This window comes from Stenotrophomonas sp. S49, from assembly GCF_016624905.1.
Lineage (GTDB): Bacteria > Pseudomonadota > Gammaproteobacteria > Xanthomonadales > Xanthomonadaceae > Stenotrophomonas.
The window spans coordinates 50,016-65,167 of sequence record NZ_JACVUD010000004.1 but is presented as its reverse complement, the minus strand read 5'-3'; the positions used below and the strand labels follow the sequence as shown (position 1 = coordinate 65,167).

The window sequence follows — 15,152 nt, the reverse complement described above, 5'->3', positions numbered from 1 at the left end:
ATGACTGCCTCCAGCGCGTTCCAATCGCTGCACCCTCGAATCCAGCGCTACCTATGGACCGAACAATGGGAGGCGCTGCGTGAGGTCCAGGAATTGGCGATCCCCCTCGTCCTGTGTGCGGACCGGGACGTGATCATCGCCGCCAGCACCGCCTCAGGAAAAACCGAGGCCGCTTTTCTTCCTGCGCTCACGCACCTTCTGAACACCGACGAGCAGGGCCTGATTGTCTACATCAGCCCTCTAAAAGCGCTCATCAACGACCAGTTTGAACGGCTGCAGCGGCTTTGCGAGGACCTTGAAGTCCCCGTGTGGCCTTGGCACGGGGACGTATCGGGCTCCACCAAGCAGCGATTCTTTAAGCACCCCCGTGGCGTGCTCCTGATCACGCCGGAGTCCTTGGAGGCGATGCTCTGCAACCGCGGAACCGCCGTAGCCGCCGCGTTCTCCAAGCTCCTCTACATTGTCGTGGACGAACTCCATGCGTTCATTGGAAGCGAGCGCGGAAAGCAGCTTCAATCGTTGATGCACCGGATCGACGTGCTATTACGGCGGCGAACTCCCCGCCTGGGCCTGTCGGCGACCTTGGGCGACTTTTCGAGCGCCGGGACCTTCCTACGCCCGGGTGTTGGGGCTGCCCCCGCGCTAGTCAACGCCTCATCAGCCGGAAATGATCTCCAACTGATCATCAAGGGTTACGAACAACCCACACCTGACGGCGGATCCGACGAGAATCCGGCGGCTCCCACGGCGGTGGCCGAGCACCTCTACCGAGTGCTTTCAGGGACGAACAATCTGATCTTCCCCAACAGTCGAAGGGAAGTCGAACGCTACACCCACCTCCTCAACCTGCTGAGCGAACAGGACGGCCGGCCGAGAGAGTTCTGGCCACACCATGGGAGCCTGTCCAAGGAAATACGCACGGACACAGAAGCGGCGCTGAAGCAAAAGGGTTGTCCAGCAAGCGCAATTTGCACGAACACCCTGGAACTGGGCATCGATATCGGAGCGGTGAAAAGCATCGCGCAAATTGGCCCACCACCTTCCGTGGCCAGCCTTCGCCAACGCCTTGGTCGCTCCGGGCGCCGTCCCGGAGAGCCAGCTGTGTTGCGCTGCTACGTTATCGAGGATGCAATCGACGCTGAGTCGACGTTGAAAACAAGGCTTCGACTGGACACAGTTCAGTCCACTGCTTGCGTGCTGCTACTGCTGGAGAGGTGGTTTGAACCGCCTTCGGTCAACGGGCTACACCTCTCGACGCTGGTTCAGCAGTTGCTCTCCTCCATTGCCCAGTACGGCGGACTCAAGGCAGCCCAAGCCTACCAGTTGCTCTGCGCAGATCAGGCACCGTTCCACGGGCTGTCCCAAGACGCGTTCTCAGAGTTGCTTCGCCACCTTGGACAAGAACAAGTTCTGATTCAGGACGGCTCCGGCTTGCTGCTCCACGGCCCGGTCGGCGACAAGTTGGTCAACCACTACACCTTCTACGCCGCTTTCAGCGTCGAAGAAGAGTTCCGGATCGTGGCCGCAGGCAAGGCGCTAGGCACGCTCCCGGTGTCCCAACTGCTGACCGTCGGTCAGCGTATCTTGTTTGGCGGTCGCACCTGGCTCGTGGAGCAGGTCGATGATGCCCAAAAGACCATCTACGTGGGGGCAGCGAAAGGCGGCACCCCGCCTCCTTTCAATGGAACGGGGGGACAGGTCCACACGCGGGTTCGCCAAAAGATGCGTGAGTTGTATCAGCAGCAGATCAAGCCCGACTTCCTGGACCCAACTGCCTCTCATTTCCTGCAGGAGGCGCAGAGCGCCTACCGTCAATTGAGCCTCGACGGGAAGATTCTCTCAGACCAAGGCAGCGACGCCTTGCTGCTGACGTGGCTGGGAGACTCTGCAAATGAAGCCATCGCTTGCCTCTTGAACGCTCAGGGATTCACTTCTCAGGCAGGCAGGCTGGGTGTGGAGATCTCCAAGGGAGCCAGAAGTAACGATGACGTGATCAAGATGCTCGGGCGGGTATCGCAGATGCCATTGCCATCGCCAGAACGCCTTCTCCACTCTGCGAACAATCTGGTCACGCAGAAGTGGGACTGCCTCCTTCCTCCACGTCTTTTGAGGCGCTCCTACGCGTCCTTGAAGCTGGATTTGGAAGAAGCCATCACGTGGCTCGCTCGCGCGTTCTAGCCGCGAGTAAAAGTGATAACTAGCGACCGCTAAGTGGCTTCCAAAGAAAAAATGCCATCAGAAGTGCGTTAGCGTGAGGGCTCATTCGAACAGCGGCCCACTTATTGAATGCATCCTCGACGTCTTTGACTTGAGTTAGGACTTGAGACTTCAGAAAAGTCTTTGAAACATCGTAGTCGGCAGAGTGGCGCTGCTCCTGCAGCGTGACAAAGGTACGGGCCACGTAGGCCAGGTCGGCCGGGACTGGCCCTGCCGCTCCGAGTAGCATTAGATAGGGGCGCGCCGGAGGGTTAAGAACGATACCTTTCGCGGCGTTTTTCATGTCACCATGGGTCAGAGCCCGTTGCACAACTTTAGCCATTCCCGCCGGTTGAAGCGGAGTGATACGAGAAGCGGCTTCCGACGACAAAAGATGAAAAAGCGCGTAGTAAGCAGACGATACGGCCCGCCTTAGATTGGCCTGCTGCGGCCGCTTCTTCTCCTTAGTGGCAAGATGTCTAGCCTGCTTGAGCAAATCTTGCGGCAGTCCCATCGCTCCCTCGACTCTGCCTATAAGCCACTAGCGCCTTTTAAGGAACTCAACATACGGCCAACGCGATACGCCGTCATGCAAAGCTGATTCCTGCATCGCTGAAATAAAACTACGAAGCTCATTCAGCTTCTTCGTGTTAGAAGCAACGGTCTTGTCATCAACGGTTAAATAGACCCATAACGCCGACTCACCCGAAGAATCCTCATCGACTCGGACGTCATAAGAAAGCACAGAAGCGGGCATGGCCAGCCGCCGCAGGACGGACTTCATCGCCTGCTCGTCTTCCATCTCAGTGTGGAGCGCCATGTCTGTCATAGGTACACCTGTAGCATTCAATGCCATTCTACTCAAGTGCCCAGCCGTCTGTCGTAGCTCGTTCAGGTTGCTCAAAGAACACAAGCAGACCAACTAAAATTTCACATTGATGAACAAATAGACATTGGAGCGCGCGGACTCACCAGTCGCGCGACATTAAAAAGTAAGTAGCGGCGACGCCAGCTCAATGCCTGGCAACGCTACGCCACCGAGTGCCAAGCTGCAGAGCCTCTCCTGCGCTCAACCTGCTTCAGGCAAAGGCACATCAGTCTCATAACGCACCCGACCCACCGGCGCGGCGGGATTGACTAGACTGCCTTCCGAGGGTCACCCGACCTGGCTTGTCCGCGCTCTCTGCCGGCCTGCTCCCTCTGCGAAGGCGCGTTGTGAATCGATCACGGCCACCTCTTCTAACCCAGCGCGCGCAGCGGTTAAACGGTACGGACAAGCCACAACAACAAAGGCCGACGCCAGTGCGGCGTCGGCCGATTGCCAACCTTCTGCTTCTTTGCCTTGGCACCCCAAGACCAATTCGCTTTAGTTCACTTGCCAGTCTTATGCTTGTGAGGTTTCAAGTCCGGCGTATTCCCGGGAGTTTCCTTGTTGTCCCGTCGACGCTTATCCGGCTGGCCAGTGGAGGGAGCTATCGGCTTCGGGCCAGGCTTAATCGACATAACTTGACTCCTTCATTGAGAGGGAACAGCCACACAAAGCTGCAACATCCCGTCACGACTGTCAATACACCCTAACGAGATAAACTAATTCGTTCTTTATTGCCACTGCCTGCCCTCCCCCATTCTGCCCAGGGCGGCCCGACAGTCTCAGTGCTGTTCCGCAAGTGAGATGAGGTGGCGCAGCGCTCCCGCCCGATCCTGCCACGTATCTACGTTCCACGATGGATGGTAGACCCACGTCATCAGGGCGGATCCTCCCGCGTAGTCTAGGGACCAGACTTCTCGGGATTCGATGTAACGTCGCTTGCTCTCTACTCGATTCACCTGTTTGGCGGTGAAGGGCTTTAGCCCCTCTGCCACCTCACCATGCCTGAAGAGCCGCCAAGCGGTGCGGCCAAGCACCAGCACCACGTCCGGCCGAAGCAGCGGCAAAATGTCTCGAACCAATACGTCCCCGCCGTCGCGCAGCGCCTGATTTCGCGGCCTGTGATTTGCCTGGGAACCTGCGAACGCCTGGGATATGTTCAGGAATGCCACGCGCCTCCAAGCCTCGGCGGCGTCTTGGAGTTTGAAGTCCTGCCGCCCGGTGAGGATCAGATCGAGCGCCTTGAAGAAGGGTCCGTCACGGCCGTTCCGAACCGGCAAGGCCATCTCTCGGAAATGGTCTTGAGTGAAGGGACGGGTCACTCCGAGGGCATCGCTCACCCCCTCCCTCCGGTAATGCGACTCGCCCAGCAAGAGCACTCGCTGGCCGTCTATCCCCTCCCAGTAATGGTCACCCATATACGGGATAAAACGGACTGCCTCGGGCCATTGATGGCCCTCCAGATCCGTTTCAGGTGGGATGGCAGACTTCTGCACAGCTTGATTTTCCCTGGTCATACTCACTCCTCGAACAATGCACTCCGAATAGGCCCGAATAGGGCAACACTGGCAGCTGAAGCGACTCAGTGGCCGCCCCGTGCCATCCTTTGCCCGCGCTTCGCTGGCTTCTTACCAGGCGGCAGTTTCTTCACCTTAACTTTGTCTTGATCGACAGAGATCTTGGCAAGCATGACCTCTCCAAAGCCACGCTCGAGGATGCGCGTGCATACAGACTTGAGCACAACCTTGGCGAAAAATGGCAGATGCAGTCCTGGCGCTTCAGACTGGCTTATTACACCGAACACCACTTTGTAATCTGTGACGTCACGCGGGACGTCAACCGGAAGGTCCAGCGCATGAGCCGGATCGATCTTCTCGTTGGCGAGTTGCACGAAGCTCTTTTCTGACTTAAGCAACTCGGCTGACACCAATCCCTGATTGAACAGGTGACCTAGCACGCTGGAGCTGCCGTAGTGCTTTATGTGCAAGAGAGTCTTAGCCCCATAGACATCGCAGAACTCAACTTTGTCGTGCACTCCGCCCACGTTGAGAAGTTTGCGGTCCATCAAACACCACGCCCCATTGCTCTCGTCCACAAGGGCCTGGTTGTAAGCCGCCTCATCGTCGTGGTTGTAGATCGGCAGCTCTAAAGGAAACTTGGTGATGTTCGCATAGAATTCTTCGATGCTTGCGGCAAAATCATCATGGACCTCAAACCAGTTCCCTGCCGAGAGCACGTAAGATTTCCCACCATCCTCCAGCTCACAGTGGATGCAGCGGTAGATTTGCCAGTCCTCTACGGTCCATTGCTCCTCATCCACCGCGAATGCCTGCCGGGATCGCAAGAACTCAATGTTCGGCTCTGCATCCGCATATGCTTGCACGAGGCCAGGCAGGTGGAGATCCGAAGACATGCCTTCGCTCTTCTTGCGGGTGAACTTGAAGCCTGCGATGCGGGTCCAGTCCACCACATCAGGAATAGCAAGCCAACAACCCTCTACCCGCCCACCTTGCTGCCAAGCGATCTTTAGCTTCTCCACCAGCAGGGCGTCTAGCTCGACTGCACGTTGACCCTTGGGCCTTAGCTGGCGAACCTGGTCAACCCAAGGAAACTTCTCCTTGTAATCGGTGGAAGAGTAGGCCCGAAGATAGCGGCGCAGCTGCCTTCTCAGCTCCGGGATATCCACTTTGCTGGTGAAATTGAGGGCATCCGATCCGGACAGCCGGCGCCCCATCTCAGGCGCATCGGGATAGCCAACGATGCCCCGAATAAGGTCGCGCTCGATATCGATACCGAATTCCAAGGCAGCAGATGCTTGGCTGGTTTGCACACGGCTGTTTTGGTCATCCACGAAGGCGCGCTTATCCACACTACGTAGAGCGTCCTGCCGCACGGAGTTCAGTGTTACGAGCAGCCCAAACCGCTCTTCAAAAGCCTCGGGCTTTAGTAGATGCCTTCCCTGGCCAAACGTAACGGCGAAAAGTCGCTTGCCCACAGGGACGATGAGGACGGCCGCGGAGGACTGGACATGTCCAAGCTTTTTCTTGTCCACAAAGGGCGTGAACAAGGGAGACCACTTCGGCTCCCGTGGTGCCGTCGGCTTCACGAACAGTGTCCCGTAGTGGGAGGCACCATCGACTACGGGAATGCCGGCAACTTGGACGGCGATTGCGTCGTAGTCCGTCTTGATGTCCTCACGCAGCAAGTAGACCGTGTAATTGTTCATACCCCTCCCTTGGGCAAACAATTCAACTGTGGTGCTACCACCCCGGCCGGGCGACCTATGCCACTAATTCCTCAGAGCGGCCCATTTGCCCGCCGGAACGCCTAAGACGCATTGCACACAAATCTTCTTATCTGAGATCTTTGCAAGCAATCTAGACCCGATTGCCGCGCCTAGTTCACTCCACTCCCGCCCGACCGGGCTTTCCCGTTTTGCAGCGGCGCGCCTTGCAAATCGATCACGATCACCTCGCCCAGTCCCATGGCACGCACGGGCGCCTCGACCCGGGACAAGTCCCCCACCACGACCCACGTCAACCTGCCGGCATCCAGCGCGGCGGCAGCGGCCCGGACCTCGTTGAGGCCGAGTTGACGGAGGGCGCTGCTGCGCTGTCTGGTCCAATCGTCTGGCCGGCCGAACCGCACGATGTCTGCGATCTCCGAGGCGACGGCCTCCCGAGTCTCGAAACCGCCAGCCAGACGCCGCACTTGGCTGTCCCGGAAGCGTGCAACCTCGTCCTGCTTGGCAGGCGCCGGTCCGGACGCGTACTCCACGATCTCGCGCTGAATCTCCGCCATGGCCTCCGCTACGCGGTCGGACTGCACCGGCGCCACCACTCGCCAAGGTCGCGCTATCGGGGCATTGGCAGCACTGGAGATCACGCCGTAGGACCAGCCCTTGGCCTCTCGCAGATTCATGTTGAGGCGCGCACTTGGCGATCCGCCCAGGACGGAATTGGCGACCTCGAAGGCCAACGTCTGGGGGGCTGAACTTGGCGCGACCAGCTGCCCAGCCACCAGGGTGGCCTGCAGAGCGCCAGGGCTGTCGACCAGAAACACCCGTGGCCTCGGCTGCGCGGGCAGGCGGTCGTCGATGCGCACCTCAGGGATCCCCCCCGACCCGCGCCAGTCCCCCAGATGCCTCTCAAGGACTGGGACCAGCTCCTGGAGCGTCGTATCCCCGACCACGACCAGCGTGCCCCGCTCCGGCCGGATCCTGGCGCGGTGGAACTCCACGAGGTCATCGCGGCGCAAAGCCCCAACGGAGGCCACGGTGCCCTGTGCATTGAAGGCTTGGGCGTAAGGATGATCCAGCCCGAACAGCAACGCAGGGAACAGGCTCGTGGCCAGGCGCTGTGGGTTGGCCGCCTCCTCTCGAAGCGCCCCCACCTTGGCGGCACGCATGCGATCCATCGCTGCCGGCCCAAAGTGCGGCCGGCGCAGCATGTGCGCGTACAGCGCGACCGAATCGTCAAGCGTGTCTCTGAGACCGACCAGGGTCACCGCGCCGCTGCCCACGTCGACACTGGAACCCAGCTCCGCCCCCAGCGATTCAGCGCGCGCCGCGAACGCCAAGGCATCGTAATCCCCGGCCCCCTCCGCCAGCATGCTGAACGCCATGTCTGCCAGACCCGCAGTCGCCCCGGGATCCACCGGGAACTGATAGGACATGCGAACAAGCGGGACGTCCTCCCGTCGAGCCAGGATCACGTGGGTGCCGTTCGACAGCGCCGCCCGCTCGATCGCAGGGAATCTCAACTCCGGATAGCTTTCAGGAAACGGCGGCCCTGCACTGCGATCCACGCCCGGTGCTGCAGCGCGATGGGTTTCGCTTGGGCTTCGCGCGTGGGACACCGCGTCAGCCGGTTCCGCCTCTTCAGCAAACGCAGCGCGGGCTCCCGGAATAACCGTCAGGACGTGATCGCCCGGCCCCAGCCAGCGGCGAGCGACGCGAACCAGCTGGTCGGGCGTGGCCGATGCCACCACGTCGCCGGATCGCCGGTAACAGCCTGCATCGCCTTCAAACACCTCACAGGCGGCGAGCACTTCTGCCTTTCCGTCCATCCCTCCGTTGCGCTCGATACTCTTCACGAACTCGGCCCGCATCGCGGTCCGCGCACGTTGCACCTCATCGAGGGTGGGACCTTCCTTCAGCAGACGCTGAAGCTCCACCTCGATGGCGGTTTCCACGGCCGACGGGTCGACACCATCGCGCACGTTGGCGACGATCATGAAGCGCGATCCAAGCTGCCCCCCTGCCTCAGCCGTGACGTCAGTGGCAAGCTGATCGGAGTGCACCAGGCGCTTGCCCAGCCGCGAGGCATTGCCTCCTCCCAGAATGTGAGCCAAGACCCGAAGCTGATCAAAGTCCGACGTCCCACGAGCTGCAATGTTCCATGTCCGGTGAACACGCGCTTGCGCGACCTGATCGGACAGCGTTTCCCGGGTGGTAGAAGCCCGCTTGGCAACGTCCACAGAAGCCCTTTTTACCTCAGGTCCCGGCGGGATATGCCCGAAATAGGACTCAACCTTCTTCTTGGCCTCTTCAACGGCTACATCACCTGACAGCACCAGCACCGCGTTGTTGGGACCGTACCAAGACTGGAACCAGTCCTGGACGTCGGCAAGAGTAGCCGCTTGCAGATCGCGTGCAGATCCGAAGGTCGAATGATGGTACGGGTGCCCCGGCGGGTAACTTGACCGAGAAAGCTGCTCCCATACGAGCCCGTAAGGCACGCCGCGCCGCTGCAGTTTCTCGTTATCGACAATGCCCCGTTCGGTATCCAGCGCCTTCTGGTCGATGGCACCCAGCAGATGCCCCATGCGATCGGATTCCATCCAGAGCGCCAGGTCCAGCGCAGTGGATGGAACCACCTGCATGTAGTTGGTGCGCTCCGGCGTGACCGTGGCATTGACGTCGGTGCCGCCCACGCGCTGCAACGGCCCGTAGTAGGCGTCGCGGTAGTGCTCGGTGCCTCGGAACATCAAGTGCTCGAAGAGGTGCGCAAAACCGGTCCGACCGGCAGGCTCATCTCCGGAGCCCACCTGGTACCACAGGTGGACCGCCACGATGGGCGCCTTCCGGTCGGTGTGCACGATGACACGCAGCCCATTGGGCAGCGTGAAACGCTCGAAGGGGATGTCCACCGGGTTCGAGACTGCAGCCGGGGTGAGCGATGCCGCCTCCAAGTTGCTCGCAGCCACTGGCGCGGCGAGAACGCCCACCGCCAGCGCCGTCCAAAGCAGCCTCTTCGCACCACCTACGACAACGCTCATGGGTCCATCCCCCGCAAAGTAGTTGCCCACCAGCAAGCCCTGCGACACCACGCTGGCCTACCGCAGTTGTCTGGGGCTCTCAACGTCTATTTCAGAAAAGCAGGCCTCACCCATGCCTCTCCGCGCGCAGTGCCCCAACTGCTGGTTCGATCTTAACGCCCAAACTGCTCGCAGTGCTTGGAGACCATCGCTTGATAGTCCGCCATGGGTGTCAGGCCCATTTGAGCGCGACGCTCCTCAAGCTTCTCAGGCGCCTCGACGGTGCGGGGCTCCCAACGCCCCCTGGCCGCACAACGTCCCTGCGTTCCAAAGCGCTGCGGATCGTGGGTGCGGTCCCAGAGGTAGGCGTAATTGGACGCTTTGACTTGCCCCGTCGCTACCAAGGGCTCCATGGCTTCCGCAACGGAGCGCTGGAACGCCGGATCCTTGTCGGCATGCTGGGCCAGCAGCCAGGCCGCGTCCGCCCCGTCTTGGCCCACCTGCGCCACGATCGGCCAGCCATGGGCCGCGACGATCGCCTTCAGTCGAGCGGTGTGCACCGCATCAACGGCACTGAGCACCCTTTCCTCGCCCTCGGTGGTCAGGGGAAGGGCTCGGACCGCCTGATCGGCATCCTTCATCCGCAGAAGCTCAGCGCGCAGCTCTTGTGCCACCGGCGAAGCGACTCCGGCGGTGGAGGCCCAAATGAGGGCCGCAGCCCATGGCCAACATGGCCGTTTGCAACTCCTGGACACCAATTTAAACCTGATCATGCGATTCGCTCCCAACTGCCTCTCTGGCTGTGCTCAGCGAGCTGGAGACGCCAATATGCACCGCATTCCGAACAGCAAAAGAACTGCTCCCCCACCAACACCGGGGAGTCCTCTTCATACCAACAAGGCTGCTCGGTCCCGTACAACACCCCCGCCAGTTCGGCGGCCTCCACGGCTTGGCTAACTTCAGTGAAGACTAGATAAGTGGAATGCTCGCCTTGCGGTGCGATGGCCGTACACCGTGAGCATGCGACCAACAGCCTTAAAAACGCGAGCTGAGGTCGTCCCTGCCTCACCCGAAAGGCCCGGGTCGGGCCCAACCGAGAAGCAAAGGTGAACCGTGCCTTCTGCGCCAACTGCGCCAAGTGCTCTGGAGACATTTCTCCGCGCCGACAGGCGCGAAGAGTCTGGGAGAAGGCGTCGAAAGGCTCCATCGCATCGTTCATAGAACTCCCAGGGACTGCTCGCCCTCCATGCGAAATTAGTAAGTTCCACCAGCTTACCGAGGGGCTCCGCGGTCGGTTGAGATAGCGTTGCGGTCCTAAAGATACGCTTCATTGGATGCTTTGACCTGTCCTGTGGCCACCAATGCCTTCATGGCCCCTGCAAAAGAGCGCTGCGACGCCTGCCCCGTGTCCGCATGCTGGACCAGCAGCCGGGCCGCATCCGCCCCGTCCTGGGCCACTGACGCCACTCTCGACCAGCCATGGACCGAGACGATCCCCAACCGAGCGGGCTGCACCGTATCAACGGCACCCAGTACGCTCTCCCCGCCCTCCGTGATCATCGAAAGGTCCCGGATCAACTGATCGGTGTCCTTCATACGCACGTGCTCGTCGCGCAGCTCTGGCTCAGTAGATGTTCCACCTCTGACTCCCGGCGGGCGAAGAGGATCGCAATCACTAACAACGAACCTGGTTGTTGCCCTACAGCTCCTCCTCCTAAGGGATTTCTCAGCCATCCATTCCCGTGTCGTTTATCAGCCGTACAGAACTAAACTAGCACCTCAGAGCGAGTTGTTAGCTTAAAGAAATTAAACAGTACGGTAATAACTACGATTGCAAACTGCGCTTTTCTACGCAACCGCTTGATTTACAAGAACTGAAGCCCTCCATTGCCCGCGTAATTTTCTTTCCCTGAAGAACCAATAATCGGCGCCCGCAGTAGATGCCTACGGGTGGTACACGGCTGACCCAATTCTATTGACGATTTCTCAGCCTAGTTTATCCGTACTTCCATCGAAACGATGGAAGCCCGCAATGCCCCTGACTCAACCCGCAATTCCCCTCCAACCTTACTTGGACGATCCTAACGGCTCGCTGGAGATATCCGATATCCGGATCGGCAGGTTCCGCATCGGAAAGCTGGTGATCAACAGCCGAGAGGCCGCGATCCAGGCCCAAGAGATCCTCAATGCCGCCTATGAGCGCACCCGGCGCGCACGCTCCACAAAGAATGGCACTCGGTATCCCGAGCCGCTGCCTGTGTGCACACCCGGGCGATCGCTTTCAGTGGAGATCGACGACTACATCCGCAATCGCAGCGACTACAGCTGCCTCGCCAAAGAGACAGTCGAGGCCACCGCCCGCACCCTACGGCTGCTTCTAATGACCTGTGGGGACATACCAGTCACCCGTATCGACCACGCTCACATCTACAACTTGTGGGATCTCATTCGCTGGGCGCCAGACCGTCTGCTGTCCGATCCTGAGTACCGCGGCTTCACCTATGACCAAGCGGTCGCGCGTGGAAAGCAACTCAACGTGGCCCCACCGGCGCCTGCCACTCTTGAGAGGCACCGGCGCTTCCTGTCGACCTTCTTCACAAAGCTCAAGAAATCCAATGCCATCGGCGCCTCGCCAATGGTCGCCTTCGACGAGATCAAGAAAGACTTGGTCGTGGATCCAAACAAGCCAGAGCGCCTGTTCGACGATGCAGATCTCCAGCGCATCTTCGACGCGGAGACATACGTTCCATGGGCTAGTAAATACCCTCACCGCTGGTGGCTTCCCGTGCTTGGACTTTACACGGGAGCACGCATCAACGAGATCGCTCAGCTCAAGCTGGCAGATGTCGTACAAGAGGCCGGCGTCTGGTGCATCCGTATCCGGAAGACCGTCGATCCCGACCTCGCGCACAAGAGCCGCGATCGGAGCCGGCAACGCCTCAAAGGAAAATCAGCCATTCGGACCCTCCCCATCCCTTCCCCAGTGCTCGAGGCGGGCTTCCTGGATTTTGTGGAGGATATCCGGGCGTGCGGCCATCCCCGGCTGTTTCCCCATCTCACGGCCGGCGTGAATCGCAAGACGGGTGAGTCGAACCAGCGCTACAGCCAAGGGGCGCTCAACCAGTTCAGCACCTACCTGAAGAGCTTGGGCTTTGGGAAGGGAATCGGCCTGCATGCGTTTCGCCATACCATCGCCACGGAGCTCCACCACAAAGGCGCGCCCGACGAGGACATTGCCTTGTTGACCGGCCACAGCATCAGCAAGAAGGTTCCGGTGCTGCACGACGCGTACTTCCACAAGAAGCCCGCGTTCGCTCGAAAGAAGCAGATCGACCTGTTGGCCTGCTACGCGCCACCGGTGGAATTGCCGGTCTACCAGAGGGGGCAATTTGCAAAGCAGCTGAGCGACCCGGCGAAATTCTACCCGTGATGCGCGCGTCGCTCGTGTACACCAGGGCTGGGCAGGCCGGCATCACACGTTTTGAATCGCTCTTTCACCCCGCCAAGTTGCCGACGTTGGCAACTTGGACAGGTCTTGAGAAGCGATCATGGCAAATCTATGAACCCGGATTTTCTTGGATGGACCGCGACGATAGTGCTTATCGCTACGCTGATCCGGCAGATGGTCAAGCAGTGGCGGTCACCCAACCCGGAATCCGTCTCGAAGTGGCTTTTTATCGGGCAAATGACCGCGTCTATTTTGTTCACCATCTACAGTGCTCTGCTTGGTTCGACAGTCTTTGTCGTGACCAATGCCTTGTTGCTGGCTACAGCCGTCACAGGTCAAATTCTGGCGTGGCGTCGACGTCGGAGAGCGACCCCACCGCCACCGTGTTAAGCCGTGCTGACTGATTAGTGGAAGCGCCATAGACGGTGTCGACGCCCGAAGGCTTCGACTCTGCTCCGACGAGAGGCACTTTAACTCCCGGCTGCCAGCAGCGTGCGGCTTAATGGACGGGAAGGCCACCGGCCGTTTCACTAACCATCGAGCGAACAGAAGAGAGATGCAAAGCTAGCGGCTGTTGGGAATCAAGCGCCCGACGTCCCCATCGTCGAACCAGTCTGCACCCTCGCGGCGCAGCACGCGCCCCGCTTCAGCGTCTACGACATGGCACCTGTTCGACTGAAGCAAGGTGATCATGCCCAAGCATCCCGATCGGTCGTCGAACGTTTCACGGGATTGCATCAGGGTCGTGCCATCGATCGACTTCAGGCGCCAACGCCACTTTTTCCCCAACGGCACACAGCCCATCCACCCGCTTGTGCGGTAGACCTCAAAGTACATTCGTCCCCCCAAGGAAAATGACTTTGGCGATCATACGAAAGCGCCAGGTAGCGCTGTCAAGTTTGCATATCGGGCCGGGCGTGACCTTACAGACTGCTCCCGGTAGACAGACTGAGCCACGACCGCCCGGTGCCTGCGTTGGGTCCGCCGCTAGATCCACGTCCGGTGGGCACGATGTGATCACTAAACCAAGACGTCCCCAGCGATCTGCAAGCGTTGGGGTTAAGGCGATGCGTTACGACCCCACAACCTTCAAAAATGCAATGAGCTCTTGCTCAACCGCCGGATCAGCGCACAGGAAAAACACGGCCTCGTGGTGGTAGGCCTCCGTGAGCGTGGAATGGATGCTGATTCCTGCGGCGTAGGGGGTTCTCACAAACACATCGTGCTGGTGCTGCATGCCCGCTTGGTCAGCCTGATCCTGAAGCGCACGCTTAGCCACCGCCGTCCGCTCAGAGACATGCTCCATTGCAGGGGTTCCTACCCCCCACGCGGTGTAGAAGACCTTGCCCTTGAACGTGGTACGCCAGGTACAAACGCTCGCACCATCGCTCAAGGGGAGCTTCTTAAGAACAACGCTGCTGATCATTGGAATTCATGGAGAAGGGAGGCCGCAGTTCTTCAGGCGAGGCCATGGGTTCGATCAGCTGAGACGCATACGAAGGTGGCGAACCGTAGCAGCCCCCTCATGAACCCTGGGCGACCTGCCGGTCTGAGCATGGTGGTCATCGATCCATGGGCATCCCCACCCCGCTCGGTGCTCGCTGGCCGGGGCGCTAGCTAGGGAGTGCTCGAGCTGTCGGGAAGCCGCTACCGCCTTTACTGGCTTTCAGGCCTCAGCCAACGCTGAACGTGGCGAGGCTTGCGCTCTCGGTCTGAGGGCATCACAGTGGCGCACGGCCTCGTATGAGCGAAGACAATGACTGCTATGACCGCTCATCTGGAACACTTCGCCGACCTGTGCATGGCAGCCCAAGGTTTCCGTCCCTCGCAGACGCGGCTGGCCGCTTTGAGCGACCAAGACCTGGTTTGGTTCCAGCCAGGCAAGCCAGCCCAGTTTGGACTCACCAAGCTGGGTAAGTCGCAGCTGATGGAGATGTTGAAGGCGTGTTGTAGCGGTGCCGTCGATGAGCCGCTTGCCAGGGCCAAGTCGATGCGACCAAACAATGCCGAGTTCACGGCTGGAATGGCTTACTTCGACGAATTCGAATGCAATTTGCGCTTGGGCGTTCGACCTGAAATTCTCCCAAATAGGTTGGCTTTTCTCGCTTGGCTGATCAAAGAACAGCCCAGCGCTCCCGCTGCAGCAAAGTAGGCGCCGCTGACCACTTCCCGTCCGTCTGCCTCTTGCGCCACAGCAGCGGGGCATGGCGTGGCCCGGCGGAGAAGGCATGCCTGCTTCGCATGCTTGGCCAGGACCAAGCCTCCGCACCAGACGGTGCATGTATCAGTGATCATCTGTGATTAAAAGCGGCGCAGATGTCACCGCTGACGGACCCCTGGCTCGCGTCCGTCAGCTGTACAGTTCAGGCGCAGGTGTATGGT

At 59.9% G+C, this 15,152-nt stretch carries 12 protein-coding genes; 4 read left to right on the top strand and 8 right to left on the bottom strand.

Annotated elements, in window-relative coordinates; genetic code table 11:
* Window positions 1-2,178, top strand: a complete 2,178-nt coding sequence (locus IAE58_RS01840) for a DEAD/DEAH box helicase (RefSeq protein WP_199932175.1) — start codon at window positions 1-3, stop codon at window positions 2,176-2,178.
* A 19-nt stretch (window positions 2,179-2,197) separates the two neighbouring features.
* Here the strand turns inward: IAE58_RS01840 and IAE58_RS01835 are convergent, their stop codons facing one another.
* The 7 genes from IAE58_RS01835 to IAE58_RS01805 all read right to left on the bottom strand — a co-directional run bounded on the left by IAE58_RS01835 (window position 2,198) and on the right by IAE58_RS01805 (window position 10,918).
* On the bottom strand, window positions 2,198-2,710 hold the full coding sequence (locus IAE58_RS01835) for a hypothetical protein (RefSeq protein ID WP_125899048.1): 513 nt from the start codon (window positions 2,708-2,710) through the stop codon (window positions 2,198-2,200).
* Between the two features lie 27 nt (window positions 2,711-2,737).
* Window positions 2,738-3,052 carry a hypothetical protein gene (locus IAE58_RS01830; RefSeq protein WP_199932174.1) on the bottom strand — a complete coding sequence of 105 codons (315 nt, stop codon included), beginning with the start codon at window positions 3,050-3,052 and terminating at the stop codon, window positions 2,738-2,740.
* Window positions 3,053-3,846: 794 nt separating this feature from the next.
* Window positions 3,847-4,581, bottom strand: a complete 735-nt coding sequence (locus IAE58_RS01825; protein WP_199932173.1) for a hypothetical protein — start codon at window positions 4,579-4,581, stop codon at window positions 3,847-3,849.
* Between the two features lie 65 nt (window positions 4,582-4,646).
* Entirely contained in the window at window positions 4,647-6,290 is a 1,644-nt protein-coding gene (locus IAE58_RS01820) for a DUF6119 family protein (RefSeq protein ID WP_199932172.1), read from the bottom strand.
* Window positions 6,291-6,460: 170 nt separating this feature from the next.
* Entirely contained in the window at window positions 6,461-9,343 is a 2,883-nt protein-coding gene (locus tag IAE58_RS01815; RefSeq protein WP_199932171.1) for a pitrilysin family protein, read from the bottom strand.
* A 152-nt stretch (window positions 9,344-9,495) separates the two neighbouring features.
* A complete protein-coding gene (locus tag IAE58_RS01810) occupies window positions 9,496-9,996 on the bottom strand; it encodes a DUF6624 domain-containing protein (RefSeq protein ID WP_199932170.1) in 501 nt (166 codons plus the stop codon).
* A gap of 640 nt (window positions 9,997-10,636) precedes the next feature.
* Window positions 10,637-10,918, bottom strand: coding sequence for a hypothetical protein (locus IAE58_RS01805; protein WP_199932169.1), 282 nt, complete (start codon window positions 10,916-10,918; stop codon window positions 10,637-10,639).
* A 436-nt stretch (window positions 10,919-11,354) separates the two neighbouring features.
* Here IAE58_RS01805 and IAE58_RS01800 point away from each other — a divergent pair, with 436 nt between their 5' ends.
* The gene (locus IAE58_RS01800) at window positions 11,355-12,752 is read left to right on the top strand and encodes a tyrosine-type recombinase/integrase (protein WP_199932168.1); all 1,398 of its coding nucleotides are present in this window, start codon (window positions 11,355-11,357) and stop codon (window positions 12,750-12,752) included.
* A 129-nt stretch (window positions 12,753-12,881) separates the two neighbouring features.
* Entirely contained in the window at window positions 12,882-13,160 is a 279-nt protein-coding gene (locus tag IAE58_RS01795; protein WP_233614473.1) for a hypothetical protein, read from the top strand.
* 682 nt (window positions 13,161-13,842) lie between these two features.
* On the opposite strand, the gene IAE58_RS01785 is transcribed toward IAE58_RS01795, so the two are convergent.
* A complete protein-coding gene (locus IAE58_RS01785) occupies window positions 13,843-14,196 on the bottom strand; it encodes a hypothetical protein (RefSeq protein WP_199932165.1) in 354 nt (117 codons plus the stop codon).
* 330 nt (window positions 14,197-14,526) lie between these two features.
* Between IAE58_RS01785 and IAE58_RS01780 the strand changes: the two genes are divergently transcribed.
* Window positions 14,527-14,922: a hypothetical protein gene (locus tag IAE58_RS01780; protein WP_199932164.1), complete on the top strand. Its 396-nt coding sequence runs from the start codon at window positions 14,527-14,529 to the stop codon at window positions 14,920-14,922.
* Window positions 14,923-15,152: the final 230 nt, after the last annotated feature.

Excerpts from the sequence above, each read along its gene's own strand:
- IAE58_RS01840 (WP_199932175.1), top strand. The coding sequence starts at position 1 with ATGACTGCCTCCAGCGCGTTCCAATCGCTGCACCCTCGAATCCAGCGC.
- IAE58_RS01835 (WP_125899048.1), bottom strand. The coding sequence starts at position 2,710 with ATGGGACTGCCGCAAGATTTGCTCAAGCAGGCTAGACATCTTGCCACT.
- IAE58_RS01830 (WP_199932174.1), bottom strand. The coding sequence starts at position 3,052 with ATGGCATTGAATGCTACAGGTGTACCTATGACAGACATGGCGCTCCAC.
- IAE58_RS01825 (WP_199932173.1), bottom strand. The coding sequence starts at position 4,581 with ATGACCAGGGAAAATCAAGCTGTGCAGAAGTCTGCCATCCCACCTGAA.
- IAE58_RS01820 (WP_199932172.1), bottom strand. The coding sequence starts at position 6,290 with ATGAACAATTACACGGTCTACTTGCTGCGTGAGGACATCAAGACGGAC.
- IAE58_RS01815 (WP_199932171.1), bottom strand. The coding sequence starts at position 9,343 with ATGAGCGTTGTCGTAGGTGGTGCGAAGAGGCTGCTTTGGACGGCGCTG.
- IAE58_RS01805 (WP_199932169.1), bottom strand. The coding sequence starts at position 10,918 with ATGAAGGACACCGATCAGTTGATCCGGGACCTTTCGATGATCACGGAG.
- IAE58_RS01800 (WP_199932168.1), top strand. The coding sequence starts at position 11,355 with ATGCCCCTGACTCAACCCGCAATTCCCCTCCAACCTTACTTGGACGAT.
- IAE58_RS01795 (WP_233614473.1), top strand. The coding sequence starts at position 12,882 with ATGAACCCGGATTTTCTTGGATGGACCGCGACGATAGTGCTTATCGCT.
- IAE58_RS01785 (WP_199932165.1), bottom strand. The coding sequence starts at position 14,196 with ATGATCAGCAGCGTTGTTCTTAAGAAGCTCCCCTTGAGCGATGGTGCG.
- IAE58_RS01780 (WP_199932164.1), top strand. The coding sequence starts at position 14,527 with ATGACTGCTATGACCGCTCATCTGGAACACTTCGCCGACCTGTGCATG.